At 74.5% G+C, this 25,026-nt stretch carries 21 protein-coding genes; 6 read left to right on the top strand and 15 right to left on the bottom strand.

Annotated elements, in window-relative coordinates; all coding sequences use genetic code 11:
* Position 1: 1 nt before the first annotated feature.
* Genes ABZ881_RS06660 through ABZ881_RS06650 form a run of 3 tightly spaced genes read left to right on the top strand, consistent with a single transcriptional unit; the run spans position 2 to position 4,699 of the window.
* Entirely contained in the window at positions 2-898 is an 897-nt protein-coding gene (locus ABZ881_RS06660; RefSeq protein WP_358482375.1) for an ABC transporter permease, read from the top strand.
* Positions 895-2,988 (top strand): ABC transporter ATP-binding protein, encoded by a 2,094-nt coding sequence (locus ABZ881_RS06655; protein ID WP_358482374.1) that lies wholly within the window; start codon positions 895-897, stop codon positions 2,986-2,988. The genes ABZ881_RS06660 and ABZ881_RS06655 overlap by 4 nt, the downstream gene beginning before the upstream one ends.
* Positions 2,989-3,004: 16 nt before the next feature.
* Positions 3,005-4,699 carry an ABC transporter family substrate-binding protein gene (locus ABZ881_RS06650; RefSeq protein WP_358482372.1) on the top strand — a complete coding sequence of 565 codons (1,695 nt, stop codon included), beginning with the start codon at positions 3,005-3,007 and terminating at the stop codon, positions 4,697-4,699.
* A 34-nt stretch (positions 4,700-4,733) separates the two neighbouring features.
* On the opposite strand, the gene ABZ881_RS06645 is transcribed toward ABZ881_RS06650, so the two are convergent.
* The 4 genes from ABZ881_RS06645 to ABZ881_RS06630 form a co-directional block, all read right to left on the bottom strand.
* Positions 4,734-6,044: a pitrilysin family protein gene (locus tag ABZ881_RS06645; protein WP_358482568.1), complete on the bottom strand. Its 1,311-nt coding sequence runs from the start codon at positions 6,042-6,044 to the stop codon at positions 4,734-4,736.
* A gap of 70 nt (positions 6,045-6,114) precedes the next feature.
* Positions 6,115-8,424 (bottom strand): polyribonucleotide nucleotidyltransferase, encoded by a 2,310-nt coding sequence (locus ABZ881_RS06640; RefSeq protein WP_358482370.1) that lies wholly within the window; start codon positions 8,422-8,424, stop codon positions 6,115-6,117.
* 228 nt (positions 8,425-8,652) lie between these two features.
* Positions 8,653-8,922, bottom strand: a complete 270-nt coding sequence (gene rpsO, locus ABZ881_RS06635; protein WP_093337181.1) for a 30S ribosomal protein S15 — start codon at positions 8,920-8,922, stop codon at positions 8,653-8,655.
* A gap of 157 nt (positions 8,923-9,079) precedes the next feature.
* Positions 9,080-9,676 carry a hypothetical protein gene (locus tag ABZ881_RS06630; protein ID WP_358482368.1) on the bottom strand — a complete coding sequence of 199 codons (597 nt, stop codon included), beginning with the start codon at positions 9,674-9,676 and terminating at the stop codon, positions 9,080-9,082.
* A gap of 110 nt (positions 9,677-9,786) precedes the next feature.
* On the opposite strand from ABZ881_RS06630, the gene ABZ881_RS06625 reads away from it, so the two are divergent.
* Entirely contained in the window at positions 9,787-10,791 is a 1,005-nt protein-coding gene (locus ABZ881_RS06625; RefSeq protein WP_358482365.1) for an ABC transporter substrate-binding protein, read from the top strand.
* Positions 10,792-10,794: 3 nt separating this feature from the next.
* Here ABZ881_RS06625 and ABZ881_RS06620 read toward each other — a convergent pair whose 3' ends face one another.
* The 5 genes from ABZ881_RS06620 to ABZ881_RS06600 form a co-directional block, all read right to left on the bottom strand.
* On the bottom strand, positions 10,795-11,316 hold the full coding sequence (locus ABZ881_RS06620; RefSeq protein WP_358482363.1) for a 2'-5' RNA ligase family protein: 522 nt from the start codon (positions 11,314-11,316) through the stop codon (positions 10,795-10,797).
* Positions 11,317-11,355: 39 nt separating this feature from the next.
* Complete coding sequence (locus tag ABZ881_RS06615) at positions 11,356-11,889, bottom strand: helix-turn-helix domain-containing protein (RefSeq protein ID WP_358482361.1); 534 nt, start codon at positions 11,887-11,889, stop codon at positions 11,356-11,358.
* 88 nt (positions 11,890-11,977) lie between these two features.
* Positions 11,978-12,940 carry a bifunctional riboflavin kinase/FAD synthetase gene (locus ABZ881_RS06610; RefSeq protein ID WP_358482360.1) on the bottom strand — a complete coding sequence of 321 codons (963 nt, stop codon included), beginning with the start codon at positions 12,938-12,940 and terminating at the stop codon, positions 11,978-11,980.
* Positions 12,941-12,978: 38 nt separating this feature from the next.
* Positions 12,979-13,875, bottom strand: coding sequence for a tRNA pseudouridine(55) synthase TruB (gene truB / locus ABZ881_RS06605; protein ID WP_358482358.1), 897 nt, complete (start codon positions 13,873-13,875; stop codon positions 12,979-12,981).
* Positions 13,876-13,900: 25 nt separating this feature from the next.
* Positions 13,901-14,560 (bottom strand): response regulator transcription factor, encoded by a 660-nt coding sequence (locus ABZ881_RS06600; RefSeq protein WP_358482357.1) that lies wholly within the window; start codon positions 14,558-14,560, stop codon positions 13,901-13,903.
* Between the two features lie 116 nt (positions 14,561-14,676).
* On the opposite strand from ABZ881_RS06600, the gene ABZ881_RS06595 reads away from it, so the two are divergent.
* Both ABZ881_RS06595 and ABZ881_RS06590 read left to right on the top strand, forming a co-directional pair.
* Complete coding sequence (locus tag ABZ881_RS06595) at positions 14,677-16,119, top strand: cation:dicarboxylase symporter family transporter (protein WP_358482354.1); 1,443 nt, start codon at positions 14,677-14,679, stop codon at positions 16,117-16,119.
* Positions 16,120-16,189: 70 nt separating this feature from the next.
* A complete protein-coding gene (locus tag ABZ881_RS06590; protein WP_358482352.1) occupies positions 16,190-17,881 on the top strand; it encodes an ATP-binding protein in 1,692 nt (563 codons plus the stop codon).
* Between the two features lie 45 nt (positions 17,882-17,926).
* Here the strand turns inward: ABZ881_RS06590 and ABZ881_RS06585 are convergent, their stop codons facing one another.
* The 6 genes from ABZ881_RS06585 to infB form a co-directional block, all read right to left on the bottom strand.
* The gene (locus ABZ881_RS06585; protein WP_358482350.1) at positions 17,927-19,291 is read right to left on the bottom strand and encodes an MATE family efflux transporter; all 1,365 of its coding nucleotides are present in this window, start codon (positions 19,289-19,291) and stop codon (positions 17,927-17,929) included.
* Between the two features lie 3 nt (positions 19,292-19,294).
* Entirely contained in the window at positions 19,295-19,924 is a 630-nt protein-coding gene (locus ABZ881_RS06580; protein WP_344024662.1) for a methyltransferase domain-containing protein, read from the bottom strand.
* A 119-nt stretch (positions 19,925-20,043) separates the two neighbouring features.
* The gene (locus ABZ881_RS06575; RefSeq protein WP_358482346.1) at positions 20,044-21,051 is read right to left on the bottom strand and encodes a DHH family phosphoesterase; all 1,008 of its coding nucleotides are present in this window, start codon (positions 21,049-21,051) and stop codon (positions 20,044-20,046) included.
* Positions 21,048-21,494 carry a 30S ribosome-binding factor RbfA gene (rbfA, locus tag ABZ881_RS06570; protein ID WP_358482345.1) on the bottom strand — a complete coding sequence of 149 codons (447 nt, stop codon included), beginning with the start codon at positions 21,492-21,494 and terminating at the stop codon, positions 21,048-21,050. The genes ABZ881_RS06575 and rbfA overlap by 4 nt, the downstream gene beginning before the upstream one ends.
* A 115-nt stretch (positions 21,495-21,609) precedes the next feature.
* Entirely contained in the window at positions 21,610-21,900 is a 291-nt protein-coding gene (locus ABZ881_RS06565; RefSeq protein ID WP_344024668.1) for a DUF503 domain-containing protein, read from the bottom strand.
* 77 nt (positions 21,901-21,977) lie between these two features.
* Positions 21,978-25,019 carry a translation initiation factor IF-2 gene (gene infB, locus ABZ881_RS06560; protein ID WP_358482343.1) on the bottom strand — a complete coding sequence of 1,014 codons (3,042 nt, stop codon included), beginning with the start codon at positions 25,017-25,019 and terminating at the stop codon, positions 21,978-21,980.
* Positions 25,020-25,026 lie beyond the last annotated feature (7 nt).

The following is a 25,026-nucleotide window of genomic DNA, read 5'->3' as shown; positions in this document are numbered from 1 at the left end:
GATGACCACGGTTCGCCAGGCACCGCGCCGCGGCCGGGCCGGCCTGCTGTGGCGCCGGTACCGGCGCAGCACCTCGGCCGTCACCGGGCTCGCGATCTTCGCGGCGCTCGTGCTGTTCACCCTGGTCGGGGACCTGTTCTCGCCCTACGACCACACCGACGTCGACTTCACCGCACTCACCAGCGGCCCGACCGCCGAGCACCCGTTCGGCACCACCGCGGGCGGGAACGACGTCTACGCCCAGGCCGTGCACGGTCTGCAGCGCTCGCTGCTGATCGCCGTCTCGGTGTCGCTGCTGACCACGGCGATCGCGGCGGTCGTCGGCTGCACGGCCGCCTACCTGGGCGGTGGCGGGACCTGGGGCCGCCGCGGCGAACGCGCCGTGCTCGGCGTCGTGCACTTCCTGATGGTGGTGCCCGCGTTCCTGATCCTGTCGCTGGCCTCGCAGTGGGGCTCCGGCGACTACCGGATCCTGATCCTGGCGCTGTCCGCGCTCGGCTGGATGACCGGCGCCCGGGTGGTGTGGACGGTCGCGACCGCGCTGCGCGAGCGCGAGTACGTGCAGGCCGCGCGGTTCATGGGCGTCGGCGGCCCGGCGATCGTGCTCCGCCATCTGATCCCGAACATCGGCTCGCTGCTGATCGTCAGCTTCACGATCACCGTCGTGACCGTCGTGCAGGCCGAGACGGCGCTGTCGTTCATCGGTTTCGGCGTGCAGGTCCCGGACGTCTCGCTGGGCACGATGCTCGCCGACGGCGCCTCCTCGATGACGACCGCGCCCTGGCTGCTCACCGTCCCCGCGACGCTGCTGGTGCTCACCACCGTCTCGCTGGCGCTGGTCGGCGACGGCCTGCGGGACGCACTCGACCCGACCTCGCAGGCCGGAGGCCGCGCATGAACCCGGTGCTGTCGGTCCGCGGCCTGCACGTCGCCTTCCCTTCCGAGGCCGGCCCGGTGCGGGCGGTCCGCGGCGTCGATCTCGATCTGCTGCCGGGCCGTACGCTCGGCATCGTCGGCGAGTCCGGCTCGGGCAAGTCGGTCACCTCGCTGGCCGTGATGGGCCTGCTGCCGGGCACCGCCACGGTGACCGGCTCGATCCGGCTGGACGGCCACGAGCTCGTCGGGCTCGACGACGACGCCCTGTCCCGGGTCCGCGGGCGCGACGTCGGCATGGTGTTCCAGGATCCGCTGTCCTCGCTCACCCCGATCTACACCGTCGGCGACCAGCTCGTCGAGGCGATGCGGATCCACCGCGACCTGTCCCGGTCGGCGGCCATGACACGGGCCGCCGAGCTGCTCGACCTGGTCGGCATCCCGGACCCGGGTCGGCGGGTCCGCTCCTTCCCGCACGAGTTCTCCGGCGGCATGCGGCAGCGCGTGATGATCGCGATGGCGATCGCGAACGAGCCGAAGCTGATCATCGCGGACGAGCCGACCACCGCGCTGGACGTCACCGTCCAGGCCCAGGTGCTCGACGTCCTCAAGCTCGCCCGGGACGAGACCGGCGCCGCCGTCGTGCTCATCACCCACGACCTGGGGGTGGTCGCCGGCACCGCCGACGACGTGCTGGTCATGTACGCCGGCCGCCCGGTCGAGACGGCGCCGGTGCAGGACCTGTTCGACGCGCCCCGGATGCCCTACACGCTGGGCCTGCTCGGCGCGGTACCGCGGGTCGACTCGGTGGACCGCAGGCCGCTCGTCCCGGTGCCGGGCAGCCCGCCGACCCCGGTGGCGCTGCCCGCCGGCTGCGCGTTCGCGGACCGCTGCCCGGTCGCCGTCGACGCCTGCCGGGGCGCCGAGCCGCCGCTGCTGCCGCTGCCCGGCTCCCCGGCGCACGCCGCCGCCTGCGTCCGCGCCGGCGAGATCGTCGACGGCGCGATCGGCGGTCGACCCGTCTTCGGGGTCCCGAAGACGCCCGCCGCCGGTCCGGACGACCGGGACCGGCGGGAGCCGGTGCTGTCGGTGCAGCACCTGCGCCGCAGCTACCCGCTGATGACCGGCTCGCTGATCCGGCGCCGGACCGGCACCGTGCACGCGGTGTCCGACGTGGACCTCGACATCCGGCGCGGCGAGACGCTCGGGCTGGTCGGCGAGTCCGGCTGTGGCAAGACGACGACGCTGCTGGAGCTGATGAACCTGCGGCCGCCGGAGGGCGGGCGGATCGAGATCGCCGGCACCGACGTCGCCACGGTGCGGCGCAGCGCGGACCGCGCCGCGCTGCGCCGGGAGATCCAGATCGTGTTCCAGGACCCGATGGGCGCGCTGGACCCGCGGATGACCGTCGCCCACATCCTCGCCGAGCCGCTGCGGGCCGCCGGACGGCCGGGCCGGGACCGGATCGCCGCCCGGGTGGACGAGCTGATGGCGATGGTCGGGCTCGATCCGGCGCACGCCGAGCGGTTCCCGGCGGCGTTCTCCGGCGGGCAGCGGCAGCGGATCGGCATCGCCAGGGCGCTGGCCTGCGAGCCGTCGCTGCTGGTGCTCGACGAGCCGGTGTCCGCGCTGGACGTGTCGGTGCAGGCCGGGGTACTGAACCTGCTCGCCGGGCTGCAGCGGGAGCTCGGACTGAGCTACCTGTTCGTCGCGCACGACCTGTCGGTGGTCCGCCACGTCGCCGACCGGGTCGCGGTGATGTACCTGGGCCGGATCGTCGAGTCCGGCTCGGTCGCGGAGGTGTTCGGGAACCCGCGGCACCCGTACACCCAGGCGCTGCTGTCCGCGGTCCCGGTGCCGGACCCGCGGGTCGAGCGCAGCCGCGAGCGGAGCGTACTGTCCGGGGACCTGCCGAGCCCGACCGGGGAGCCGGCCGGGTGCGCGTTCGTCGGCCGGTGCCCGCTGGCCCGCACCCTGTCCGGCGCCGAACTCGACCGCTGCCGGACCGAGATCCCGCTGCTCGCCACGAAGGACGACGCCGGCGGTGATCCCACCGGCGGCGTCCCCGCCGGCGGCGACCACCGCAACGCCTGTCACCACGCCGACGGCTCCTGACCCCCTGAGGAGAACCATGCCCGGACCCCTGCCCGGACCGAGACCCGGACCGATGCTGACCGCGGCGCTGTCCGCGCTCGCCCTGGTGCTGACCGCCTGCGGTGCCGGGGCCGGCACCGGTGAGGTCCGCACCGGGGCGGCGCTGTCGGCCGTCCCCGCGTTCAACGAACAGCCCTACGAGAACGTCCGCGACGGCGGCACGGTCACGCTGCCGCTGCGCTCCGACCTGAACCCGCAGTTCAACCGGCACCAGGGCGACGCGACGCTGGACACGCTGACCGTGTGGCGCTGGTACAACCCGGTGCTGGTCACCTTCACCCCGCAGGGCGAGCCGCGGTTCAATCCCGACTACCTGGTCTCCGCGGTCGACGAGCGGATCGGCGACGACACCCGGATCACCTACACGATCAACCCGCGGGCCGAGTTCAACGACGGCACGCCGATCGACTGGCGGGCCTTCGAGGCGACCTGGCGGGCCCGCAACGGCCGGGACGCCGCCTACATCGCCCAGTCCACCGACGGGTTCGACCGGATCGCCTCGGTCACCCGGGGCGCCGACGACCGGCAGGTCGTCGTCACCTTCGACGGCGTGCACACCTGGTGGCCCGGGCTGTTCACCGAGCTGGTGCATCCGGCGGCGGCCGCCGATCCGGCCGTGTTCAACCAGGGCTACCTGAACGAGCCGCATCCGGAGTGGGGCGCCGGGCCATACACGGTCGCCGCGCACGACCGACAGAACTCGACGATCACCTTCGAGCGCAACCCGGCGTGGTGGGGCCGCCCCGGGAAGCTGGACCGGGTCACCCTGATCCAGATGGAGCCGACGGCGAAGATCAACGCCTTCCGCAACGGCCAGCTCGACGCCACCGAGGCGGAGAGCGCCGACCTGCTCGCCCAGGCCCGGTCCGCGCCCGGCGCCGACGTCCGGATCAGCGCCCGGACGGCGTCGTTCCTGCTCACCGTGAACAGCGCGGCACCGCTGCTGGGCGACCCGGGCGTGCGCCGGGCGATCATGCAGGGCGTCGACCGCGGGCAGCTCGTGGACATCGCCTTCCAGGGGATGAACTACACCGAGGAGCCGCTCGGCTCGCTGATGCTCAAGCCCTACCAGGAGGGGTACCGGGACAACCTGTCCGCCGTCGTCGACGGCGGGCCGGAGGCCGCCGCAGCGGGCCTCGACGCGCTCGGCTGGGTCCCCGGCCCGGACGGGATCCGGGTCCAGGACGGCACCCCGCTGTCGATCACCTTCGTGCAGGTCGGCGACACCCCGGCCACCCGGGCCGCCACGGGGGCGCTGGTCGCCATGATGCGGGCGATCGGCGTCGAGCTGCAGGTCCGCCAGGTGCCGGCCGGGGACTTCCCCGCCGTCCTCGCGAACAAGGAGTTCGACCTGCTCCTGTCCGGGTTCTTCTCGCTGGACCCGTACGGGATCGCCGGCATCTGCCAGCTGTACTGCTCCACCTCGCAGCTCAACAACTCCGGCACCGGGACCCCGGAGCTCGACGCGCAGCTGCAGCGGGTCGCGACCCTGGCCACCCCCGCCGAGCAGTTCGCCGCCGCCAACGCCGCCGAGGAGCAGGCGCTGGCCGGCTACGGGCTGCTGCCGCTCTACGCCGGCCCGGAGACCTGGGTGACCCGGCCCGACCTGGCGAATGTCGGCGCGTCGCTGTTCCAGCGGCCGCTGCCGGAGACCATCGGCTGGACCGGCTGACCCGGTGGGTGGCCGCCGCCGCGGCGGCGGCCACTCACAGGTCGCGCAGCGACGCCGGCAGCGCGTCGACCTCGTCGAACGGCCCGACGACGGCCGCCGTGAGCGGCTGGTCGAGCAGTTCGGCGGCGGCCACGGCCACCTCGTCGGCGGTGACGGCGGCGATCCGGGCGAGGCTGTCCCCGACCGACCGCTGCCTGCCGTGGTCGAGCTCCGCGCGGCCCAGCCGGTTCATCCGGGACGCGGTGTCCTCGCAGCCCAGGACGAGCCCGCCGCGCAGCGAGCCCTTGGCCCGGGCCACCTCGGCGTCGGTCAGGCCGTCGGTGGCGACCTCGCCGAGCACGTCCCGCACCACGGCGACGACCTCGCCCAGCCGCTCGGGGGCGCATCCGGCGTACACCGAGAGGGCGCCCGCGTCGGCGTACCGGACGGTCGACGAGTACACCTGGTAGGCCAGTCCGCGCTGCTCACGCACCTGCTGGAACAGTCGCGAGGACAGTCCGCCGCCGAGCGCGGCGTTCAGCACGGCGAGCACCGGCCGGGTGTGCGCGTGCCGGCCCGCGGTCGGCACGCCGAGCATGACGTGCGCCTGCTCGGACTCGTCGGGCTGCAGACCGAGCGCGCCGGTCCGGGCCGGCCGCACCCCGGTCGAGGTGCGCGGCGGTACCGCGCGGGCGGTCGCCCGAGCCCGGCTCGCCGACGCCAGCGCGTCCCCGACGAGCTCGACGATCCGGTCGTGCTCCAGGTTCCCGGCGGCGGCGACCACCATCCGCGGGGTCGTGTACTCGCCCTGCCAGAACGTGTGCAGGGTGTCCCGGCTCATCGCCCGGATCGACTCCTCGGTGCCGATCACCGGGCGGCCGAGCGGATGGTCCCCGAACAGGGTCTGGTCGAACAGGTCGCCGAGCAGGTCCTCCGGGTCGTCGTCGCGCATCGAGATCTCCTCGAGCACGACGCCCCGTTCCAGCTCGACGTCGGTGTGCGCCAGCTCGGCGTCGGTGACGACGTCGGCCAGCAGGTCCACCGCCAGCGCGACGTCGGTGTCCAGCACGTGCGCGTAGTAGCAGGTGTGCTCCTTGGCGGTGAACGCGTTGAGCTCACCGCCGACCGCGTCCATCTCCTCGGCGATCCCGGCCGCGGTGCGCCGCCGGGTGCCCTTGAAGAGCAGGTGCTCCAGGAAGTGCGCGGCACCGGCCTGGGCCGGTGACTCGTCGACCGAGCCGATGCCGATCCAGATGCCGAGCGCCACCGAGCGGACGCCCGGCACCGACTCGGTCACCAGCCGGACCCCGCCGGGCAGCTCGCTGCGCCGCACGGTGTCCGGCGGCCCGCCGATGTCGGCGGGCACGCGGGCGGCGGCCCGGGAACCCTCGGGTCCCCGGGCCGCCGTCACGTCGCCGTTCGTCTCGGCCAACTGATCAGCTCTGGTCGGCCGTGGCCTCGGCCGGCTCGTCGGCCGGAGCCTCCGCGGGGGCGTCCGCCGCCGCAGCGCCCTCCTCCTGTACCGGCACCAGGCTGATCTTGCCCCGGTTGTCGATGTCGGTGACCTCGACGCGCAGCTTGTCGCCGACCTTGACGACGTCCTCGACCTTGCCGATCCGCTTCCCGTTGCCGAGCTTCGAGATGTGGACCAGGCCGTCCTTGCCGGGGACCAGCGAGACGAAGGCACCGAACGCGGCGGCCTTGACCACCGTGCCCAGGAACCGCTCGCCGACCTTCGGCAGCTGCGGGTTGGCGATCGCGTTGATCATGCCGATCGCCTCCTCCGCGGAGGGGCCGTCGTTCGCGCCGACGTAGATCGTGCCGTCGTCCTCGATCGAGATGTCCGCGCCGGTCTTCTCGGTGATCGAGTTGATCATCTTGCCCTTCGGGCCGATGACCTCGCCGATCTTGTCGACCGGGACCTTCACCGCGGTGACCCGCGGCGCGTACTTACTCATCTCGTCCGGGCCGTCGATGGCCTCGCCGATCACCTCGAGGATGGTCAGGCGGGCGTCGCGGGCCTGGCTCAGCGCGGCGGCCAGCACGGCGGACGGGATGCCGTCCAGCTTGGTGTCCAGCTGCAGCGCGGTGACGAAGTCCTTGGTGCCGGCGACCTTGAAGTCCATGTCGCCGAAGGCGTCCTCGGCACCGAGGATGTCGGTCAGCGCCACGTACTTGGTCTCGGACTGCCCGGCCGCGTTCTCGATCTCGTCGGAGACCAGGCCCATCGCGATGCCCGCGACCGGCGCCTTCAGCGGCACACCGGCGTTGAGCAGCGACATCGTCGACGCACAGACCGAGCCCATCGAGGTCGAGCCGTTCGAGCCGAGCGCCTCGGAGACCTGCCGGATCGCGTACGGGAACTCGTCGCGGTTGGGCAGGACCGGGAGCAGCGCCCGCTCGGCCAGCGCACCGTGGCCGATCTCGCGGCGCTTCGGGGAGCCGACCCGGCCGGTCTCACCGGTCGAGTACGGCGGGAAGTTGTAGTGGTGCAGGTAGCGCTTGCGCGTCTCCGGGCCCAGCTGGTCGATCTGCTGCTCCATCCGGAGCATGTTCAGCGTGGTGACGCCCATGATCTGGGTCTCGCCACGCTCGAACAGCGCCGAGCCGTGCGCCCGCGGGACGACTTCGACCTCGGCCGACAGCGGCCGGATGTCGGTCAGCCCGCGCCCGTCGATCCGGACCTGGTCGGTCAGGATCCGGCGGCGGATCAGCTTCTTGTTCAGCGCCCGGAAGGCGTTGCCCAGCTCGGATTCGCGCCCGGTGAAGCGCTCGCCCAGCTTGTCCAGCACCGACGCCTTGATCTCGTCGGTGCGGGTCTCCCGCTCCTGCTTGCCGGCGATGGTCAGCGCCTGCGCCAGCTCCTGCTCGACGGCCTCGGCGACCGCGTCGAAGGTGTCCGGCTGGTAGGCCGGGAACAGCGGGTAGTCGGCGGTCGGCTTGGCCGCGACGTCGGCCAGCTGCTGCTGGGCCACGCACAGGCTCCGGATGAACGGCTTCGCCGCCTCCAGGCCGTCCGCGACGACCTCCTCGGTCGGTGCGGTGGCACCACCGGCGATCAGCTCGATGGTCTGCTCGGTGGCCTCGGCCTCGACCATCATGATCGCGACGTCGGCCGAGTCACCCTCGCCGACCACGCGGCCGGCGACGACCATGTCGAACGCGGCCCGCTCGAGCTGCTCGTGGGTCGGGAAGGCGACCCACTGGGACGCCGGCGCAGCGTCGGTGCCGTCGCCCGCGATCAGCGCGACCCGCACGCCGCCGACCGGGCCGGAGAACGGCAGGCCGGCCAGCTGGGTGGACGCCGACGCGGCGTTGATCGCCACGACGTCGTAGGGGTCCTTCGGGTCGAGCGACATGACCGTCACGACGACCTGGATCTCGTTGCGCAGGCCGTCCACGAAGGACGGGCGCAGCGGGCGGTCGATCAGCCGGCAGGTCAGGATCGCGTCGGTGCCCGGGCGGCCCTCGCGGCGGAAGAACGAGCCGGGGATCCGGCCCGCGGCGTACATCCGCTCCTCGACGTCCACCGTCAGCGGGAAGAAGTCGAACTGGTCCTTCGGCCGCTTGGAGGCGGTCGTCGCGGACAGCAGCATGGTCTCGTCGTCCAGGTAGGCGACGACGGATCCGGCGGCCTGCCGGGCGAGCCGGCCGGTCTCGAACCGGACGGTGCGGGTGCCGTAGGCACCGTTGTCGATGACGGCGGTGCTCTCGTGCACGCCGTCCTCAGAGATGACGTCAGTCATACGGGGATGTCTCTCCTCGTCGTTGGGAGTGTGTCTCTGCTCCCCACCACCGACGACGCCCGGCTCGATCCCCTGCTGGGCCGGTCTTCGATCGAAGCCCCCGGCAACGCGTGTTCCCGGGAGCCACTACCGAGGACCGGCGGATGTCCGGTCGTCCCGCGGTGGGTGGGGTTTCAGTTGTGGAACGACCCGGCACCGGGGATCCGGTGCCGGGTCGTCGCTGCGGGTCTAGCGGCGCAGACCCAGCTTCTCGATCAGTGCGCGGTAGCGCGCGACGTCGACCGCACGCAGGTACTTGAGCAGCCGGCGACGACGACCGACCAGCAGCAGCAGGCCGCGCCGGCTGTGGTGGTCGTGCTTGTGCTGCTTCAGGTGCTCGGTCAGACCGATGATGCGCTGCGTCAGCAGCGCCACCTGGGCCTCGGGGGACCCGGTGTCGGTGGCGTGGGTGCCGTACTTCTCGAGCGTGCTCTTCTTCTCGGCCGTGGACAGGGCCACTACAACTCCTTCATCGTGTCGACGGTCCGTGTTGCCGTACCACCTCGGAACGGGTGGCAGGTAGTCGGTCGCGGCCGCCACGGACTGCAGCCGGACCCGGGTGAAACGGTACCAGCGCCCCACTTCCGGACCGTCGCCGACCCGCGGGGCGGGCGGCTCAGCGGGACAGCCGGGCGGCCAGGCCGTCCAGCACGATCGCCAGCTTGACCGGGTAGGCGCCGCGCGGCGCGGCGATCAGCCCGCGCATGCCCGGATCGTCCCGCCAGGCCCGGTCCTGCGCGGCCCGGTCGAGCCCCTCCAGCGCGGCCGCGGTGTCCAGCGCCAGGTCGGCCACCATGTCCAGCGCGACCAGCGCGTCCGCCGGGGCGAACCCGTGGCGTTCGAGATCCGCCCTGACCCGCCCGACCTCGGCGACCACCGCGGCCGGCGGCGCCGGCAGGCTCCTGATCAGCTCGGCCGCCCCCGGCCGGCGCCCGGCCAGCTCCCAGAAGGTGTCCCCCCAGGCGGTGAGCAGCTCCCGCCAGCCGATCCCGGCCCGGGGCCAGTCGGCCTCCCGGGCGAGCCGGTCGGCGGCCGCGGCGAGCAGGTCGTCCCGGTCGCGGACGTGCCCGTACAGCGTCGAGTGGTGCACGCCCAGGTGGGCGGCGACGGCGGTGAGCGTGAGCGAACCGGGCCCGACCTCCAGCGCCGCGACGGCGATGCGGTCCCGGTCGACGACCGCCGGCCTGCCGCGGCGACGCCCGGGAGGAGGCATGCCGCCATCGTCGCACGGCGGCCGGTTGACCTTCCGGCACATTTTCCCACAGACTGTGAATTAGCTGAGCCTCACCTCATCACCGGCTCCCCGAACCGAGGATCGGACCCATGCGCCCCCTCCCCCGCGCGGCCGCCGCGCTCGTCCTCCTGCTGCTCGCCGGGTGCTCGGGCGGGACCGTCGCCGCCGCGCCGGAACCCGCCGGCACCCGCACCGTCACCCACGAGCGCGGCACCGTCGAGGTCCCGGCCGACGCCCGGTCGGTCGTCGCGCTCGACGAGTACGCCGGGCTCAACCTGCTCACCGTCGGCGTCCGGCCGGCCGCCGTGTTCGGCGGCCTGTCCTCCGAGCTCGCCGCGACCGTCCTGGGCGACGCCGGGATCGCCGTCACCCCGGCCCCGACGATGATCACCAGCCCGGACCTGGAGGCGATCGCCGCCGCCGCGCCGGACGTCATCGTCCTGACCTCGCCCGGATCGCTGCTCGACACCACCTATCCGCAGCTGTCCGCCGTCGCACCGACCGTCGTGCTGCCGTTCGAGGGCGACTGGCGGGAACCGGTCCGGGTGGCCGGGGCCGCGTTCGGCGCCGAGGACCGGGCCGCGGCCGTGGTCGGCGTCCTGGAGGACCGGCTGGCCGCGCTGCGCGAGGTGACCGCGCGGCAGCCGCTGGAGCTGTCGGTGCTCGGCTCGTTCCAGGACATGCTCTACTCCCCGGCGCCGGCGAACCCGGGCTCCCGGCTGGTCGCCGACGCCGGGATCACCCGGCCGGAACCGGAGCTCGCGGCCGCCGCGGGGGCGTCGGCGTCGACCGTCCCGGTGTCCGCCGAGACCCTCCCCGGGCACGACGCGGACGTCGTCGTCGTGCTCGGCGGATCGATCTACGACGCCGACGCGGTCACCGGGCTGCCCACCTTCGCCGCGCTGACCGCGGCCCGGGCCGGGCGGACCACCATCGCGGTCGGCGAGATGTGGGCGGGCGGCACCGCGCTGGCGACCTGGTGGGTGCTCGACGACCTCACCGCGCTGACCGGCGGTGAGCTCGCGCTGGGCACCGTCGACGACGGCCCGGCCCGGGCGGCCGCGCTGCAGGTCGCGGCGGACACCGCGGGCTGATCCTCACCGGCCCAGCGGGACCCGGTGCACGGCGCGGTACACCGGGGCACCCGCCGGGGCACCGTGCGCCGGATCGCTGCGCACCAGCAGCACCTCGGTGGGTGTCCACCACGGCCCCGGGGCCGGGTCCGGGTCCGTCCGCTCCCCCGGCGGCGCGGCCCGCTCCGCGGTGCGGGAGCGGCGGGCCAGGGTCAGGTGCGCCCGGAACCCGGCCGGCCCGGCCCCGGCCCGGGCCGCCAGGTCGGCCAGGGCGCCTGCGGGCTGCACCCCCGCCCACAGCACGCCGGGGAAGCGGCCGGTCCCGGCGAGCCGCAGCCGCGGCGCCGGGGCGCCGGCCAGTGCCGTGTCGAGCGCACCGGCGAGCCGCGCCGGATCGTCCTCGCCGTGGAAGCAGAGCGTGACATGCCAGTCCTCCGGGGGCACCGGCCGCCATCCGCCCCCCGGCGGCCAGGGCCGCTGCGCCAGGGCCGCCCGGAGGTTCGCCACCACCGGGGCCGGCGGCCACAGCGCCGTGAACAACCGCATCGTCCCTCCAGGGTCGCCGTCCGCTGATCGTCGCACCGCTCAGCGCCGGGACGCGGCCCGGCGCAGCACCTCGGCCAGCTCCGGGAACGAGGTCGCCAGCTCTGCCGCCGCGGCGACCAGCCGGGCCGGGCTGCTCACCCCGCGCAGCGCGTCGTCCGGGTGCGGGGCCGCGTCCCGGCCCGGGGTGCGGGCCCGGGCCGGTGACGGCGACGGATCGGCGCCGCAGCGGCAGCCGGCGTCGGCACCCCACGGGGTGGCCGTGGACAGGACCCGGTCCAGCAGGCCGGCCACCTCGCCGGGCGGCACCGGCCCCCGGGAGACCCGCCGGTCCAGCGCCACCATCCGGCCCAGCACCGCCGGATCGCCGATCTTCACCCGACGCGCGCCGGACAGCTGGCTGAGCATCGCCGGGCTCAGCCCCAGCGCCGTCGCGAGCCGGGCCTGGGTGATCCCCAGTGCGGCCGTGAGCCGGTGCACCCGCTCCCCCAGCGGCTCACCGTAGAGCTCGCGCTGCCGGGCGCGGTTCTCCGCCAGCGGGTCGCGATCGGGCCGGTCGGCTGGCACGTCGTCCATGCCCCGATCCTCGGGCCGGAGCCGCCCCCGGCGGGGCGCTTCGGGCCGGGCAGGGGGTTTCCACTCAACGCACCCCCGGCGCGGTGGATCAGGCCGGTTCGTCGTCCGGGCCGAGCGCGCCGCCGGAGGCGGTGAGGATCGTCCGGGTGTCCGCGACGTCCTTGCCCATCTGCGCGATCAGCGGCTCGACGCCGTCGAATTGCTCCTGCCCGCGCAGCCGCTCGACGAACTCGACGCCGACCTCGTGCCCGTAGAAGTTCTCGTCGACGTCGAGCACGTAGGCCTCGACGGTGCGCACCCGGCCGGAGAACGTCGGGTTGGTGCCGACCGAGATCGCGGTCATCAGCCTGCGCTCGCCGATCCGGAACCAGCCGGCGTAGACGCCGTCCGCGGGGATCGCGGTGTGCGGCGGGCAGGCCACGTTGGCGGTCGGGAAGCCGAGGTCCCGGCCGCGCTTGTGGCCGTGCACGATCACCCCGTCCACCCGGTGCCAGCGGCCCAGCGCGTGCGCGGCGTCCCGGACCTCCCCGGCGTCGATGCAGGAGCGGATGTAGGTGGAGGAGAAGGTCACGTCGTTCTCCGAGATGAGGTCCAGCGCCTCGCAGGAGAAGCCGAACCGGCGGCCCAGCTCGGCCAGTGCCGTCACGTCGCCGGCCGCCCGGTAGCCGAAGGTGAAGTTGCTGCCGACGACGACGACGGCGGTGTGCAGCCGGTCGACCAGGATCTCGTGCACGAACCCGGCGGGCTCGGTCCGGGAGAGCTGCTCGGTGAACGGGATGACGCAGAACACGTCGGCGCCGCGCTCGGCGACCAGCTCCGCGCGCCGGTCCAGGGTGGACAGCCGCGCCGGATGGGTGCCCGGCCGGATCAGCTCCGCCGGGTGCGGGTCGAAGGTCACCACGACGGCCGGCAGGTCGCGCTCGCGGGCCCGCCGCACCGCGCGGTCGATCAGCTCACGGTGCCCGCGGTGCACCCCGTCGAACACGCCGATGGTGACGACGCACCGCCCCCAGCCGGGCGGAACGGCCTCCAGACCACGCCAGCGCTGCACGGCCGCGAGCCTACGGAACGGCTCCCCGGCCCCCGCGGTCAGCCCGCCGGTGCCAGCACCACGACCGGGCGGGCGGAGCTGCCGCGGTCGGCCATCAGGGCGAGCGCGGCGCCGTCCGGGCCGAACACGCCGTAGGTGCCGGGGATCCCGGCGGGCGGCAGCGACCGGCCGATGCGGACGTCGGTGGCGGCGGTGTCGTCGACGTCGACCCGGGGGAACGCCGTCGCGACCGCGGCCGCGAGGTCCAGCGACAGCCCGGGCGCGGCGGCCAGCTCGTCGACGGTGCGGGCGTGCTCCAGGGTGAAGGGCCCGACCCGGGTGCGGCGCAGCGCCGTCAGGTGCCCGCCGGTCCCGAGCGCGGCACCGAGGTCGCGGGCGAGCGCCCGGACGTAGGTGCCCGAGGAGCACTCGACGGCGACGTCGAGGTCCAGGAACGGCCCGTCCCGGCGGAGCGCCAGCAGGTCGAACGCCGACACGGTGACCGGCCGGGCCGGGATCACCACGGTCTCGCCGTCGCGTACCCGCTGGTAGGCCCGCTTGCCGTCGATCTTGACCGCGGACACCGCGCTCGGGACCTGCTCGATGTCCCCGGTCAGCCGCGCCATCCGCGCGCGGACCTCGTCCGCGTCGGCGTCGACCGCCACCGGTTCGCCCAGCGGGTCACCCTCCGCGTCGTCGGTGTCGGTGCCGAGGCCCAGCCGGACCGTCGCGGTGTAGGCCTTGGTGTCCAGCGACAGGTGGCCGAGCAGCTTGGTCGCCCGCTCGATCCCGACGACGAGCACGCCGGTCGCCATCGGGTCCAGGGTGCCGGCGTGCCCGACCTTGCGGGTGCCCATGATCCGGCGCAGCTTCCCGACGACGTCGTGGCTGGTGGGCCCGCGGTCCTTGTCGACGATCACGAGGCCGGGCGGCGGGGGCGGGACGCGGGGTGACACGGGCGACGATCGTAGGAGCAGGCGCTCAGCGCGCCAGCCGGTACCCGACCCCGCGGACGGTCAGCACCACGTCGCGCTCGCCGAGCTTGGACCGCAGCGACGCGACGTGCGCCTCCAGCGTGCGGGCCGCGGAGGCGTCGGCGATCCCCCAGACCTGCTCGAGCAGCTCGGTACGCGGCAGCACCGCGCCCTCCCGGCGGGCGAGCGCGGCGAGCAGGTCGAACTCCTTGCGGGTCAGCGCGATCTCGGCGCCGCCCGCGGTGACCGCGCGCCGGTCCAGGTCGACGATCACGTCGCCGACGGTCACGGTGGCCGCGACCGCCGCACCGGTGGCGCGGCGGAGCACGGCGTCGATCCGGGCCAGCAGCTCCTCGGTGGAGATCGGCTTCACCAGGTAGTCGTCGGCGCCGGAGCGCAGGCCCTGCACCCGGGCCGCGACGTCGCCGCGGCCGGTGATCGCCAGGATCGGCACCCGGGAGCGCTCCCGGATCTCCCGGCAGACGCCGAGACCGTCGCGGTCGGGCAGTCCCATGTCGAGCAGGACCACGTCCGGTTCCCGCTCGGCGACCGCGGCCAGCGCGGCCGTGCCGCTGCCGACCAGCTCGGTCGGGAACCCGTTCCGGACCAGGGTACGCCGCAGCGCATCGCCCAGGATCGGGTCGTCCTCGACCAGGAGCACGCGCACGTCACCAGCCTAACCGTGCTTCCTCAAGGGATCCTCAAACCCGGTACCCGTTCCGTTGCAGCGGCTCACGGTCGGCCCGCAGTGTTCTCGCACCGAACGCGTCGAGGAGGACGGACATGGCCGAGGTTGGCACTGCAGCCGGCTCACCCGGGCAGGGGGGCACCCCTACCCGCCGGAAGAAGAAGGTCTACACCCAGCTCTGGTTCTGGGTGATCATCGGTATCGCCGCGGGCATCGCGCTGGGCCTCGTCGCCCCGGACGCGGCGAAGCAGTTCAAGTGGCTCGCGGACACCTTCATCCAGATGATCAAGGTGATCGTCGGTCCGGTGATCTTCTGCACGGTCGTCGTGGGCATCGCCTCGCTCGGCAACCTGGCCCGGGCCGGCGGGCTGGCGCTGCGGGCGCTGGCCTACTTCCTGCTGATGACGGTGATCGCCCTGTCGATGGGCCTGATCGCCGCGAACCTCTTCCAGCCCGGCGCCGGTTTCGAGGCCGCGCCGACGCCGGAGCAGCTCGAACAGGCATCGGAGCAGTTCCAGACCGGCAGCTCGGAGTCCGGCGTCATCCCCTTCATCCAGGACTCGCTGCTCCCGCAGAGCTTCTTCGGCCCGTTCGTCGACAACTCGGTGCTCCAGGTGCTGGTGCTGGCGATCCTGACCGCCTGCGCCATCTCGTCGCTGAACGACGGCCTGCGCACCCGCCTGGTCGGCGGCATCGAGTCGATCGCCCAGGTCATCTTCGGCATCATCAAGATCATCATGTGGGCGGCGCCGGTCGCCGCGTTCGGCGGCATGGCCTACACGGTCGGCCAGTTCGGTTCGGCGTCGCTGGCCAACCTGGCGCTGCTGATGGCGGTCTTCTGGGGCACCTGCGCGGTGTTCGTCGTGGTGGTGCTGGGGATCGTGTCCCGGATCGCCGGGTTCAGCATCTTCAAGGTCATCCGGCTGGTGAAGGACGAGCTGCTGATCATCGTCGGCACCTCGTCGTCGGAGTCGGTGCTGCCGCGGCTGCTCACCAAGCTGCAGTCGGCGGGCGCGTCCAAGCAGACCGTCGGCATGGTCATCCCGACCGGCTACTCGTTCAACCTCGACGGCACCTGCATCTACCTGACCCTGGGTGCGCTGTTCATCATCCAGGCCGGCGGCGCGTCGCTGCCGATCGGCGTGCAGATCGGCCTGGCCGTGCTGATGGTGCTCACCTCGAAGGGCGCCGCCGGCGTCACCGGTGCCGGCCTGGTCACCCTGGCCGCGTCGCTGCAGGCGTTCGGCGGTGAGTTCTTCACCCCGGAGGCGATCGTCGTCGGGCTGGCCCTGATCGTCGGCATCGACCGCGTGATGTCCGAGGGCCGGGCGCTGACCAACTGCATCGGCAACGTCGTCGCGACCCTGGTCGTCGCCCGCTGGAACGGCGAGCTGGACCGCGAGCGGCTCACCGCGGTGCTCGACGACCCGACGCTGGTCGAGGCCGACATGGAGGCCGCGCACGGCAGCTCCCCGGCGCCGGTGGAGCCCACCGCCGGGGACGAGGAGCCCCGCGAGAAGGTCGGCGCGAACGCCTGACCCGGCGGCCCGCCTCCCCGTGACCGGCTCCCGGACCACCCTGCGACCCCCGCGGTGGCAGGGTGGTCCCGTGCTCCGGCCATCGCGTCCCTCCCTGCGCCGGTCCCGGCTGGTGCGACGGCTGTTCGTGCTGCAGGTGGTGACGGTGCTGCTGACCGTCGGGAGCCTCACCGCGCTCGGCGTCGTCGGGGCCCGGGAGCTGGAGCACGACGCCGCGGCCCGGCTCACCACGGCCACCGCGCTGAGCGTGGCCGCGGACCCGGAGGTCGTCGAGACGCTGCGGGCCGGCGGCGACGTGGACGCGCTGTCCGCGCGGCTGCAGCCGGTCGCCGAGCGGATCCGGATCGCGACCGGCACCAGCTTCATCGTCGTCATGTCCCCGGACGGCGTCCGGTACAGCCACTACGACCCGACCCGGATCGGCGGCCCCTACCAGGGCAACATCGCCCCGGCGCTGGCCGGGCGCACCGACACCGAGATCTACCCGGGCACCCTGGGCCCGTCGGTCCGCACCGTCACACCGGTCGTCATGGACGGACGGATCGCCGCCGTCGTCTCGGTGGGGGTGCTGCAGACCCGGATCTCCGATCTGGCGCTGCGCTGGCTGCCCGCGATCGTCGCCGCCGCCGGGACCGCCCTGCTGCTCGGGCTCGGGCTCGCCGCGCTGCTGGCCCGGCGGCTGCGCCGGCAGACCCTCGGCCTGGAACCCGAGGAGATCACCGCCGCCTACACCCATCACGAGGCGGTGCTGCACGCCGTCGGCGAAGGCCTGCTGGTCGTCGACGGCGACGGCCGGCTGGTCGTGGTGAACGCCGAGGCGCTGCGGCTGCTGGCCCCGGCGGGCCACCGCGACGCCGCCCCGGGGCGGCCGCTGTCCGGGCTCGGGATCGATCCCGCGGTACTGTCCGTGCTCCGGCGCGGGCTGCGGGAGAACCTGCACGACGCGACCGCGCTCGCCGGGGAGCGGATGCTGCTGGTCAACAGCAGGCACGCCGGTCCGGCCGCGGGCCCCGGCACCCGGGTGTTCACCTTGCGCGACCGCACCGAGCTCGCCGGGGTGCTGCGCGAGCGGGATCTCGCCCGGGACAAGGTCGCCGCGCTGTCCGGTCAGGCACACGAGTTCGCGAACCGGCTGCAGACCGTGCTCACCCTGATCGAGCTCGGCGACACCTCGGACGCCGCCGCCGCGGGTTCCGCGGCGCTCGACCGGACCCGCGGCCCCGGGGCACGGGTCACCGCCGAGGTCCACGACCCGGTGCTCGCCGCCCTGCTCGCCGACAAGGCCTGGCAGGCCGCCGAGTACGACGTCGCCTTCGAGGTCACCGACGCCTGCGATCCCGACGTGCTGCCCGACCAGCGGCTCCCGTTCGCCGCCGACGATCTCGTCTCGCTGGTCGGGAACCTCGTCGACAACGCCATCGAGGTGGTCGCCGAGCTCCCCCGCGACACCGAGCGCCGGGTCTCGGTCACCCTCCGCACCACCGGCGACGAGCTGCTCGCCGAGGTCGCCGACAGCGGTCCCGGAGTGCCCGAGGAGACCGCGAGCGAGCTGTTCACCTTCGGGTTCAGCACCCGCGCGACACCGGAGGGCCGGCCACGCGGGATCGGGCTCGCCCTGGTCGACCGGATCACCCGGCGGCTCGGGGGGACGGCCGCCGTCGGGACCCGGGACGACGGCAGCGGCGCCGTCTTCACCGTCCGGCTCCCGCTGGCGGGGCGGGCCTCGGCGCCCGGTCCCACGGGCTCACCCTCCGCGCACTGACCGCCGGGCTGCGCCCCGACCGGCCGCCCCGGGCCTCCGGTTCGCTCAGCCCCGCACCGCGCCCGGCACCGCCCACCGCCCCGACCAGGTCCGCCACCCCACCGCGACCAGCCGGATCACCATGAAGGCGGCGAGCCCGGTCCAGATCCCGACCAGCCCCCAGCCGAGGAGCAGCGACAGCCAGATCAGCGGCAGGAACCCGCCCAGCGCGGCGAGCAGCGTCGTCGTGCGCAGGAAGGCGGCGTCCCCGGCGCCGAGGAGCACGCCGTCGAGGGCGAAGACCACCCCGGCGATCGGCTGCAGCGCGGTGAAGTACCACCATGCCGCCGGGATCGTCGCGAGCACCAGCGGGTCGGTCGTGAACACCCCCGGCAGCACCGGGTAGAGCGCGGCGAACACGACCGCGAAGACACAGCCCAGCAGCAGCCCGTAGCGGGTCACCCGGGCGGCGACGGCGCGGGCCCGCACCGTGTCGGCGGCGGTCCGGGCGGCGCCGAGGGCGGATCCGACGAGCGCCTGGGCGGCGATCGCGACGGCGTCGAGCACCAGCGCCTGGAACACCCACAGCTGCAGCACGATCTGGTGCGCGGCGACCGATCCGGCCCCGAACCGGGCGGCCACCGCGGTCGCGGACAGGAAGCACGCCTGGAAGCCGAGCGAGCGGATCACCAGGTCGCGGCCCATCGTGGCCTGGGCGCGCAGCACCGCGGTGTCCGGGGCGAGCCGGACCGGATCGGACGCAGGCGCCCGGCGCCGCTCGACGGCCAGCGCCCGCAGGAAGAACGACGCCGACACGGTCTGTGCGACGACGTTCGCGACCGCCGAGCCCTCCAGCCCCCAGCCGTCCCAGTCCCCGGCGCCGTGCACCAGGAACGGGCACAGCATCGCGGACAGCGCGTTGCCGGCGATCACGTAGCGCATCGGGCGCACGGTGTCCTGCACACCGCGCATCCAGCCGTTCCCGGCGAGGGTGATCAGCACCATCGGTGCGCCGAACAGCGCGATCCGCAGCCAGCCTGCGGCCCCGTCGGCGATCTCGCCGCTGCCGGCGAGCGCCCGGGTGACCGGCTCGGCGACCAGCTGCCCGATCCCGATCACGAGCAGCCCGACGGCGACCGCCAGCCACGTCGCCTGCATCCCCTCGGTGACGGCGGCGGACCGGCGCCCGGCGCCGTAGAAGCGCGACGCGCGGGCCGTCGTCCCGTAGGACAGGAACGTCAGCTGGGTGGTGACCTGCGCGAACAGCACACCGGCGACGGCCAGGCCGGCCAGCGGGACCGCCCCGAGCCGGCCGACAACGGCGGTGTCGACGAGCAGGTACAGCGGCTCGGCGGCCAGCACCGGCAGCGCCGGGACGGCGAGCCGCAGGATGTCCCGCGCCCCGCCGGGGGTGCGGGTGCGTCCGGGCACCGGTCAGCGTCGGGGACGGCGGCAGAGGAAGCAGAACGCCGGTGGGACGTTGCGCCACACCGTCCGGGTCATCACGACCTCGTCGAACGTCTCGGTCAGGGTCGCCCGGAACCGGCGGGCCGAGGACATCGGCAGGGTGTGCGAGTAGGCGAAGGTGGTGAAGGCGCCGGTGTCGCCGATCACATCGACCACCTGGCCGAGGATCTCCCGCTGGCCCTCCCGGTCGAACAGCGACCAGGGCAGCCCGGAGATCACCGCGTCGACCCGCTCGATGCCGCGCTCGGCCAGCAGCTCCCCCAGCTTGCGGGCGTCACCGTTGATCACCTCGACGTCCGGGTGCCTGCGCTGCAGGTAGCCGGCCATGCCCGGGTCCAGTTCGACGGCCAGGTGCCGCCCCTCCGGGGACAGCCGGCGGGCCACCTCCCCGGTCACCGCCCCGGTGCCGGGACCCAGCTCGACGACGACGGGCCTGCCGTGCCCGGGCGCGACCCGGGCCAGCTTCTCGGACAGACGCCGCGAGCTCGGCCAGACGGCGCCGACGCGCACCGGGTTGCGGACCCATGCACCGAGGAACTCCCGCCACCCGCTGCTGTCTCCGTGGCCGTCCGGGGCCGGAACGGGCTGCGAACTCACACGAACCTCCTGAGGTGATCGGCGGACACGCTACGGCGCGCAGGGACCGCGCGCGGGACCGGCCCGGTTCCTACCGCGCCCGGATGGCGTACCGGTGCACGCCGGTGGGCAGGCGGTGGTCAGCCGGTCGCGCTCGCCAGCTCGGCGCGCAGCAGCGTGAGGAGCTCGTCGCGGGTGCCGCCCCGCTCGAACCCGGCCGCGGCCGGGTGCCCGCCGCCGCCGAGCGCGGTCGCGACCCGGGACAGGTCAGGGGAGCCGGTGCCGCGCAACGACACCGACCACATGTCCGGCTCGCTCTCGGTGAGCAGCGCGGCCACCCCGTCGCCCGCCGTCGCGAGCAGCTGCCCGACGACGGTGAGGGTCTGGTCCCGGAACCGGGTGGCGGTGTCGACGTCGACGGCCGCCCACACCAGCCCGGCACCGCCGGCGGCGGCGGGCTCCCGCCGGGCCCCGGCGAGCACCGCGGCCTGGGCGGCCAGCCAGCCGAAGGGCCGGGTCCCGGTGAGCTCGCGCATCAGCCCGCGCGGTTCGGCGCCGGCGTCGACCAGTTCCGCGCCGAGGCGCAGCGCCGCCGAGCCGCCCCAGCGGAACCCGCCGGTGTCGGTGTAGAGCCCGGCGAACAGCGCGCGGGCCAGCACCGGATCGAGCTCGGCGCCGAGCTCGCCGAGGACGGCCCGGACCAGCAGCACGGTGGCCGGCGCCGCCGGATCGACCAGGTGCCGCGTGGCGAAAGGGGTGAACGACGCGTGATGGTCGACCGCGAGGGACTCCCGGGCGGTGTCCAGCCGGCCGGCCAGGTCACCGAGCCGGTGCGCCGACGACACGTCGCAGGTCACCAGCAGGTCGGGCGCGGCGGGCGCACTCGTCGACGGGACGACCAGGCCGTCCGGGTCGAGGACGGCGAGGCTCGCCGACACCGGATCCGGCCCGCCGAAGGAGACGGTGGCCGGTATGCCCGCCCGGTGCAGCGCGGTGGCGAGCGCGATCGCGCTGCCCGCGGCGTCGGCGTCCGGCCGGACGTGCCCGACGACGAGCACGTCGCGGGCCGCCCGCAGCACCGCCGCGGCCCCGGCCGGGTCGACCGGGCCGGGACCGGGCAGCGACTGGTCCGATCCGGGCCCGTTCACTCCGACTCGGAGTCGCGCGGGGCCCGGTAGGGATCGGCGTCACCGGCCGGCGACGCCGACGCGGCCAGCCGGGCCACCTCGGCGTCCGAGGCGCGGGTGCGGGCCAGCAGCTCCTCCATCCGCCGGGCCTCGTCCGGGACCTGGTCCAGGACGAACGCGAGGCCGGGGGTGTGCCGGATCCCGGTCTGCTGGCCGACCCGGCTGCGCAGCACGCCGGTCGCGCTGTCCAGCGCGACCGCGGCACCCGCGGTGTCCGGTGCCTCGTCCAGCGACGCCCCCATCACGGTGTAGTAGACGGTCGCCTCCCGCAGGTCGCCGGTGACCCGGGTGTCGGTGATCGTGACCATCGACAGCCGCGGGTCCTTGACCTCGTGTTCCAGCGCCTCGGCGACGATCTGCGAGATCCGCTTGGCGAGCTTGCGTGCGCGCGCGTGGTCGACCATGTCGTGCTCCTTCCACCGGCATTTCCGCGGCAGAGTCTATGCGCGGCGGCCGGTCGGGTGGCGCGCGCGCAGCGTCGGTTCAGTCATCGGCCCGGTCGCAGGTTCGGTCATCGGCTCAGTCGTCCGGGCCGATCAGCCGGGTCCGGGCGGACAGCAGTTCGAGTTCGGGACGGCCCGCGACCAGCCGCTCGCAGCGCTCCAGCAGGGCCCGCGCGTGCGCCGGGTCGCCGGACACGCAGCTGACCCCGATCAGCGCCCTGCGGTACAGCTCCTGGTGGCCGGCCTCGGCGGCCGCCACCTCGAACCTGCGCAGCTCGGCCAGCAGCGGGCGCACCACCGACCGCTTCTGCTTCAGCGACCGGACGTCGCCGAGCAGCACGTCGCACTCCAGCGCGCCGACGTACATCGGACCTCCACGACGGGTGAACGGGAAACAGGCGGGGCGGCCGGTGAACACCGACCGCCCCGCCTGGCTGACCTGGGTCAGGCCCGCGGCTTCTCCCGCATCTCGAACGTCTCGATGACGTCGTCGACCTTGATGTCGGAGTAGCTGCCGAGCGTCAGACCGCACTCGTAGCCCTCACGGACCTCGACCACGTCGTCCTTGAACCGGCGCAACGAGGACACCGGGAGGTTCTCGTGGATCACCCGCGAGTCGCGCAGCAGGCGCGCCCGGGCGTTCCGGCGGATCTCCCCGGAGGTGACGAGGCAACCGGCGATCGTGCCGAACTTGGAGGACTTGAAGACCTCGCGGACCTCCGCACGGCCCAGCTCGACCTCCTCGTACTCCGGCTTCAGCATGCCCTTGAGGGCCGCCTCGATCTCGTCGATCGCCTGGTAGATCACCGAGTAGTAGCGGATCTCGACGCCCTCGCGGTTGGCCAGCTCGGTGGCCTTGCCCTCGGCACGGACGTTGAAGCCCATGACGATGACGTTGTCCGCGATGGCGAGGTTGATGTCGCCCTCGGTGATACCGCCGACGCCGCGGTGGATGACCCGCAGCTCGACCTCCTCACCCACGTCCAGCTTCATCAGGGCTTCCTCGAGCGCCTCGACGGTGCCCGAGTTGTCACCCTTGATGATCAGGTTGAGGGTGTTCGTCTCCTTCAGCGCGGCGTCCAGGTCCTCCAGGCTGACGCGCTTGCGACGGGACGCCAGCTCGGCGTTCCGCTCGCGGGCACGCCGCCGGTCGGCGATCTGGCGCGCCACCCGGTCCTCGTCGACGACGAGGAACGTGTCGCCCGCACCCGGGACCGACGTCAGGCCGATGACCTGCACCGGACGCGACGGGAGCGCCTCGGTCACGTCCGCGCCGTGCTCGTCGATCATCCGCCGGACCCGCCCGGAGGCGTCGCCCGCGACGACCGAGTCGCCGACCCGGAGCGTGCCGCGCTGGACCAGCACCGTGGCGACCGGGCCGCGGCCGCGGTCCAGGTGACCCTCGATGGTGACGCCCTGGGCGTCCATGTCGGGATTGGCCCGCAGGTCGAGCGCCGCGTCGGCGGTCAGCAGGATCGCCTCGAGCAGGGCCTCGATGTTGGTGCCCTGCTTCGCGGAGATGTCGACGAACATGGTGTCGCCGCCGTACTCCTCGGCCACCAGGTTGTACTCGGTGAGCTGCTGACGGATCTTGTCCGGGTTGGCGCCCTCGACGTCGATCTTGTTGACCGCGACCACGATCGGCAGGTCCGCCGCCTGGGCGTGGTTGATCGACTCGACGGTCTGCGGCATCACACCGTCGTCCGCCGCCACCACGATCACCGCGATGTCGGTGGACTTCGCACCACGGGCACGCATGGCGGTGAACGCCTCGTGACCCGGGGTGTCGATGAAGGTGATGAGCCGCTCCTCGCCCTCCAGCTCGGCCGGCACCTGGTACGCGCCGATGTGCTGGGTGATGCCGCCGGCCTCGCCCTCGCGGACGTTGGCCTTGCGGACCGTGTCCAGCAGGCGCGTCTTGCCGTGGTCGACGTGACCCATGACGGTGACCACCGGCGGCCGGGCCGCCAGAGCGTCCTCGTCGCCGAGGTCGCCGAACTCGATGTCGAACGACTCGAGCAGCTCGCGGTCCTCCTCCTCGGGGGACACGACCTGGACCCGGTAGTTCATCTCCTGGCCGAGCAGCTCCAGGACCTCGTCCGACACCGACGCCGTGGCGGTGACCATCTCGCCGAGGTGGAACAACACCTGTACCAGCGATGCCGGGTTGGCGTTGATCTTCTCGGCGAAGTCGGTCAGCGACGCACCGCGGGGCAGCCGGATCGTCTCGCCGTTGCCCTTGGGCAGGCGGACGCCGCCCACCGAGGGCGCGGCCATCGAGTCGAACTCCTGGCGCTTCTGCCGCTTCGACTTGCGACCCCGCCGGGCGGGACCGCCTGGACGGCCGAACGCACCCGCGGCACCGCCGCGGCCACGACCGCCGCCACCACCGGGACGGCCACGGAAGCCGCCACCGGGAGGGGGTCCACCGGGACCGCCGCCGCCGGGACGGAAGCCGCCACCGCCGCCGCCACCGGGACCGCCGCGACCGCCACCGGGGCCACCACGACCGCCGCCGGGACCGCCGGGGCCACCACGACCGCCGCCGGGGCCACCACGGCCACCGGCGCCGGGCCGGCCCGCGGCCGGACGCGCGGGCATCATGCCCGGGTTCGGACGGGGCGGCATGCTGTTCGGCGACGGACGCGGGCCGCCGGCACCGGGGGCACCGCCACCGGGACGCGGCGGACGCGGCGGGGCCTCACCGGAGCGTGCGGCCGGCGCGCTCGCGCCACCGCCGCCCTGCTGACCACCCTGCTGCGGCGCGGCCGGACGCGGGCCGGGCTTCGGCGAGCCCTGCCCGACACCGAACGGGTTGTTGCCGACCCGCGGCTGGCGCGGACCGGGCTTCGGCTGGCGGGCTCCGCCGTCGCCACCCTGGCGCGGACCGCCCTGGCCCTCGCCGGGACGACCGCCCTGCGGCGCCTGCCGGGGGCCGGGACGCGGACCCGGCTGACCGGGGCGCGGAGCGGCCGGGGCAGACGCGTCGGCGGCCGGGGCCTGCGGCTGCGGGCCGGGCTTCGGCGCGGCCGGGCCGGGGCGCGGTGCGTCGGTCCGGGCGGCGGGCTGCTCGGGACGGGCCGCCGGAGCGTCCTGGGCCGGGCCGGCCGGCGCTGCCGGGCCGGGGCGCGGGCCGGGCTTCGGCGCCGGACGCGAGGGCGAGGACGCCCCCGGGGTCGGGCCGGGCTTCGGGGCGCTCGGGCGGGACGGCGACGGGGCGCCGGAACCGCCGCGCGGCGCTGCGGTGCCGGGGCCGCCGGCACGCGGGCGACCGGCGCCGGGGGCACCGGAGCCGCGGCGCTGACCGCCACCGGCGTTGCCGCCGCCCGCGGCCATCGCGTCGCGCAGCTTGCGCACGACGGGGGCCTCGACGGTGGATGAGGGGGACTTCACGTACTCCCCGAGGTCCTGCAGCTTGCTGAGGACCTGCTTACTGCTGATTCCGAGCTCTTTCGCGAGCTCGTGCACGCGGGCCTTGCCTGCCACTGCTCTC

Source organism: Pseudonocardia sp. NPDC046786 (assembly GCF_040645415.1).
GTDB classification, from domain to species: Bacteria; Actinomycetota; Actinomycetes; order Mycobacteriales; family Pseudonocardiaceae; genus Pseudonocardia; species Pseudonocardia kongjuensis.
The sequence above is the reverse complement of the archived record's forward strand: the minus strand, read 5'-3'. Positions and strand labels throughout refer to the sequence as shown.

Excerpts from the sequence above, each read along its gene's own strand:
- ABZ881_RS06660 (WP_358482375.1), top strand. The coding sequence starts at position 2 with ATGACCACGGTTCGCCAGGCACCGCGCCGCGGCCGGGCCGGCCTGCTG.
- ABZ881_RS06640 (WP_358482370.1), bottom strand. The coding sequence starts at position 8,424 with ATGACTGACGTCATCTCTGAGGACGGCGTGCACGAGAGCACCGCCGTC.
- ABZ881_RS06655 (WP_358482374.1), top strand. The coding sequence starts at position 895 with ATGAACCCGGTGCTGTCGGTCCGCGGCCTGCACGTCGCCTTCCCTTCC.
- ABZ881_RS06565 (WP_344024668.1), bottom strand. The coding sequence starts at position 21,900 with ATGTACGTCGGCGCGCTGGAGTGCGACGTGCTGCTCGGCGACGTCCGG.
- ABZ881_RS06650 (WP_358482372.1), top strand. The coding sequence starts at position 3,005 with ATGCCCGGACCCCTGCCCGGACCGAGACCCGGACCGATGCTGACCGCG.
- ABZ881_RS06595 (WP_358482354.1), top strand. The coding sequence starts at position 14,677 with ATGGCCGAGGTTGGCACTGCAGCCGGCTCACCCGGGCAGGGGGGCACC.
- rbfA (WP_358482345.1), bottom strand. The coding sequence starts at position 21,494 with ATGGTCGACCACGCGCGCGCACGCAAGCTCGCCAAGCGGATCTCGCAG.
- ABZ881_RS06620 (WP_358482363.1), bottom strand. The coding sequence starts at position 11,316 with ATGCGGTTGTTCACGGCGCTGTGGCCGCCGGCCCCGGTGGTGGCGAAC.
- ABZ881_RS06625 (WP_358482365.1), top strand. The coding sequence starts at position 9,787 with ATGCGCCCCCTCCCCCGCGCGGCCGCCGCGCTCGTCCTCCTGCTGCTC.
- ABZ881_RS06630 (WP_358482368.1), bottom strand. The coding sequence starts at position 9,676 with ATGCCTCCTCCCGGGCGTCGCCGCGGCAGGCCGGCGGTCGTCGACCGG.
- ABZ881_RS06615 (WP_358482361.1), bottom strand. The coding sequence starts at position 11,889 with ATGGACGACGTGCCAGCCGACCGGCCCGATCGCGACCCGCTGGCGGAG.